The sequence below is a fragment of the Pseudomonas sp. TAA207 genome, assembly GCF_001529285.1.
Lineage (GTDB): Bacteria > Pseudomonadota > Gammaproteobacteria > Pseudomonadales > Pseudomonadaceae > Aquipseudomonas > Aquipseudomonas weihenstephanensis.
Genome location: NZ_LLWJ01000017.1, coordinates 1 through 2821, shown reverse-complemented (window position 1 = coordinate 2821; position 2821 = coordinate 1). Strand labels below are relative to the sequence as shown.

6 protein-coding genes are annotated in these 2821 nt (G+C 34.2%); all 6 read right to left on the bottom strand.

Annotated features, from left to right (window positions below):
* Positions 1–356 (bottom strand): Sak single strand annealing protein (locus AP059_RS00170; protein WP_120752294.1); only part of this gene is annotated, 356 nt, incomplete at its 3' end.
* The gene (locus AP059_RS21750) at positions 353–853 is read right to left on the bottom strand and encodes an NUMOD4 domain-containing protein (protein ID WP_165599903.1); all 501 of its coding nucleotides are present in this window, start codon (positions 851–853) and stop codon (positions 353–355) included. The genes AP059_RS00170 and AP059_RS21750, both read right to left, overlap by 4 nt.
* Positions 840–1211, bottom strand: a complete 372-nt coding sequence (locus AP059_RS22385; protein WP_218187003.1) for a DUF7413 domain-containing protein — start codon at positions 1209–1211, stop codon at positions 840–842. Before AP059_RS22385 ends, AP059_RS21750 begins: the two co-directional genes overlap by 14 nt.
* A gap of 135 nt (positions 1212–1346) precedes the next feature.
* A complete protein-coding gene (locus tag AP059_RS00160; RefSeq protein ID WP_218187002.1) occupies positions 1347–1724 on the bottom strand; it encodes a hypothetical protein in 378 nt (125 codons plus the stop codon).
* A gap of 52 nt (positions 1725–1776) precedes the next feature.
* Positions 1777–2040, bottom strand: a complete 264-nt coding sequence (locus AP059_RS21740; protein WP_082712461.1) for a hypothetical protein — start codon at positions 2038–2040, stop codon at positions 1777–1779.
* Positions 2033–2821, bottom strand: a 789-nt coding sequence (locus AP059_RS00155; protein WP_059874891.1) for an AAA family ATPase, incomplete at its 5' end; no start/stop codon positions are given. The genes AP059_RS00155 and AP059_RS21740, both read right to left, overlap by 8 nt.

Below are 2821 nucleotides of genomic sequence, written 5' to 3'. Positions count from 1 at the left end.
ATGTATAGCCCTAAACCATGACGAGCGATTGCCTTAACTAGTCCACGCTGAATGGTTTTATTTACGTCCATTGAAGTCAGTTTTTCAAGAGGAATTGACTGGTTTCGATAATCCATTACAGGCAAATACTCAATGTGTTCTAGGCCCTCAATAGTCATACCAACTTTAACCCAAGCTGTCCTACCGTCTGTGTGATAATTCAACCCAAGCTCATTTTCATAAACTTTACTATTGGCTTCAGGATATACTTTTTTTACCTCAGACCACGCAAACGCCCAACTCAGATAGTCAAGGTTGTTCTTTTTACTCTTTTTGTCATTAACGTTGATGACACTTAAAGTTTCAAATACGCTCATTTTCTCCTCCATTTGAAGCCTCCTGCACTTTTTCTTTTTCCGTTGCAACAACTGCTTATATTCCGTGCTAAGGCTCCTGTTTTTTGCCCAGCTTGTTTAATTGATTCAAATTCATTTAATACATTGTCATTTAAGTCTAATTGAATAACTTTTTTAAAGCATTTTTCAGCAGCCCTTTTTGTTCTAGTGCCATGTATGTTATTTTCTTTTATAGTACACCATTCAAGGTTACTTAAATCATTATTTAACTTATTTTCATCAATATGATTTACACAAGGTTTTTCGTCAGGGTTATCTATAAAAGCAGTCGCCACAATTCTATGAAGAGGTAGATTTTTCTTTTTATCATATCCATATAATTTATGTCTTAAATATCCACCTCTATTAGGAAAAGGTTTAAGTATTCTTCCGCTTTTTATATTTCTAACTCTACCTAGATTTGATACTTCATATTTTTCAAAACCCTCAATTTCAACAAAAGTTTCAACTTCGCTCATTTTCTCCTCTTTCCACGATGAATACATCCCCTTGTCTTGTAATTTCAATATTATACTTAAGCATAGGCAGGATGTAACCTTTGCCCCAATAGCTCCATAATTCACTTATCAAGCCATATAAGCAATCGTTAGGCCCAGCCCTATATTTTGTTTCGTTCATTTCTTCAAGCTCTTTAGACAGCTTTCTGATGCCTCTAGCATAATGTTTGCTTGCTTTTTCTTCTGCCCTTAAACTTTTGTAGTTGCTTTTCATATATGAATTTTCTAATATCTTCTTTCTGCTGTTTCTCCTCTTTATCAGACCAGCCAACTTTTTGACCTTTTCGATTGCCACTTTGGTAAACTCGTCTGTTATCATCAGGAAAGCCATTTTTCTCGAAGTACATTCTAGCATATTCAAAGTAATTTAAGCTGTTGATGTACTGCTGACTATCCTTTTTGTGATAATTAAGAGTAATTAATCGCCTTTCAGCTAGTGATTCAAAAGATGTTATCATACTTCTTCTTTAATGAAGCCTAAAAGTTTCAAAGCTACATATTCTTCGCTATTTTCTTCAACCTCTTTTGCAAATTCTTTATCACTAGTTAATTCTTCTTCTCCAGCATAATATAAAGGTGCAAACCTAGTCTTATCAGAAAAGTTGTAAAACTTAAATTTAGGAACAATAACTTCATAACCATTAATAACAGCGTCTAACATTTTTCCTTTTTCATCAAGAGTAAATGGTTCTTTTTCGCCTTTTTCATAACATTTTCCATTACCGTCTTTAAGATAATGGTTCCAACCATACCGACTGATATAATGGAAGGCTCTATCATTACAGACAAAGGTTTTAAGATAATCAGCTTGTTCTTGCGTTAATTTAACCACTATTTATAGTTCTCCTTTATTTCTATATATATTATTATACCAAAATTATTTATTATTGTAAAGCATTAGATGTTATTTTTTTATTTATTTCTGATTTTAATTGCAAGGCTCTAACTAATGCACGTTTAGAATAATCATTTTCGCAAGCTGTATGCAATTTCTTTGACTGTCTGACTAGAAATTCAGCACGTCCAAGCCATACTTTAAAAAGTTCATCATTGTGCCATTCTGCTTTTATCATTTCTTCTAATGCACGATACAGCCATCCATACACTTCAGCATGCAAATTAATCGCCTTGTTTTCGTAATTAATCATTTTCTATTAGTTTACCTTGCTCTTTAGCTAAGTCTAAGAAAGCCTGTGCAGATTCTTTCGTTGTTTCGATTGGAGTTTCCCTTTTGACTTCTTCCACTAGTTCACTATCAGGTTCTTTTTTATCTTGTTCGATTGATGTAAAAGCTGAACCAACATATCCCCAAAGAATTTCATTATTGAAAGCAAAGTTTCGAGCAAATACTTTCATGATAGAATATCTGTTTTTAGTCTTACTATTAATTTTAGGCGACATAGTAAAGGCAACCTCATACCATGCAGGAATAGTTGTAGCTCCTAATATATGGCTTGGAATGATACGAAAATCACGTTCTGTTAAAGACTGTTCGCCAGCCTGTTTTCTAGCATGTGCCACAATCATAAACGTCACATACTTGTCGTGCTTCATATCTAAAGTATTTCTAAGGCTAGTGATTCCTCTTAGGACTTCTGCCATTGGTTGGTTTGCATTAATTATCTCATTGTCTTCTAACAAGTCTTTAAGAGGATCTAAGATAACAAGTCCGATGTCTTTTTCTAGTATGAAGTTATATAGCTCTCTAAGCCCTACATTGTGCTTTTTCCCTTGGCTGTCATATTTCCATGTATCAAGTTTAAAAGCTCCACCGTGTAAGAAATATAAGTTATCAGGACTATCTCTTCTTGAACCTTTCAAGCGTTGATGCTCTGTCAGTCTGCTATTCTCGTTCTGAATAAATAACACGTTAGTTTTAGTTGTTTCTCTGCCAGCGAACGGCTCTCCTAGTGCCATTGCCTGCGCTAA

Excerpts from the sequence above, each read along its gene's own strand:
- AP059_RS21750 (WP_165599903.1), bottom strand. The coding sequence starts at position 853 with ATGAGCGAAGTTGAAACTTTTGTTGAAATTGAGGGTTTTGAAAAATAT.
- AP059_RS22385 (WP_218187003.1), bottom strand. The coding sequence starts at position 1,211 with ATGATAACAGACGAGTTTACCAAAGTGGCAATCGAAAAGGTCAAAAAG.
- AP059_RS21740 (WP_082712461.1), bottom strand. The coding sequence starts at position 2,040 with ATGATTAATTACGAAAACAAGGCGATTAATTTGCATGCTGAAGTGTAT.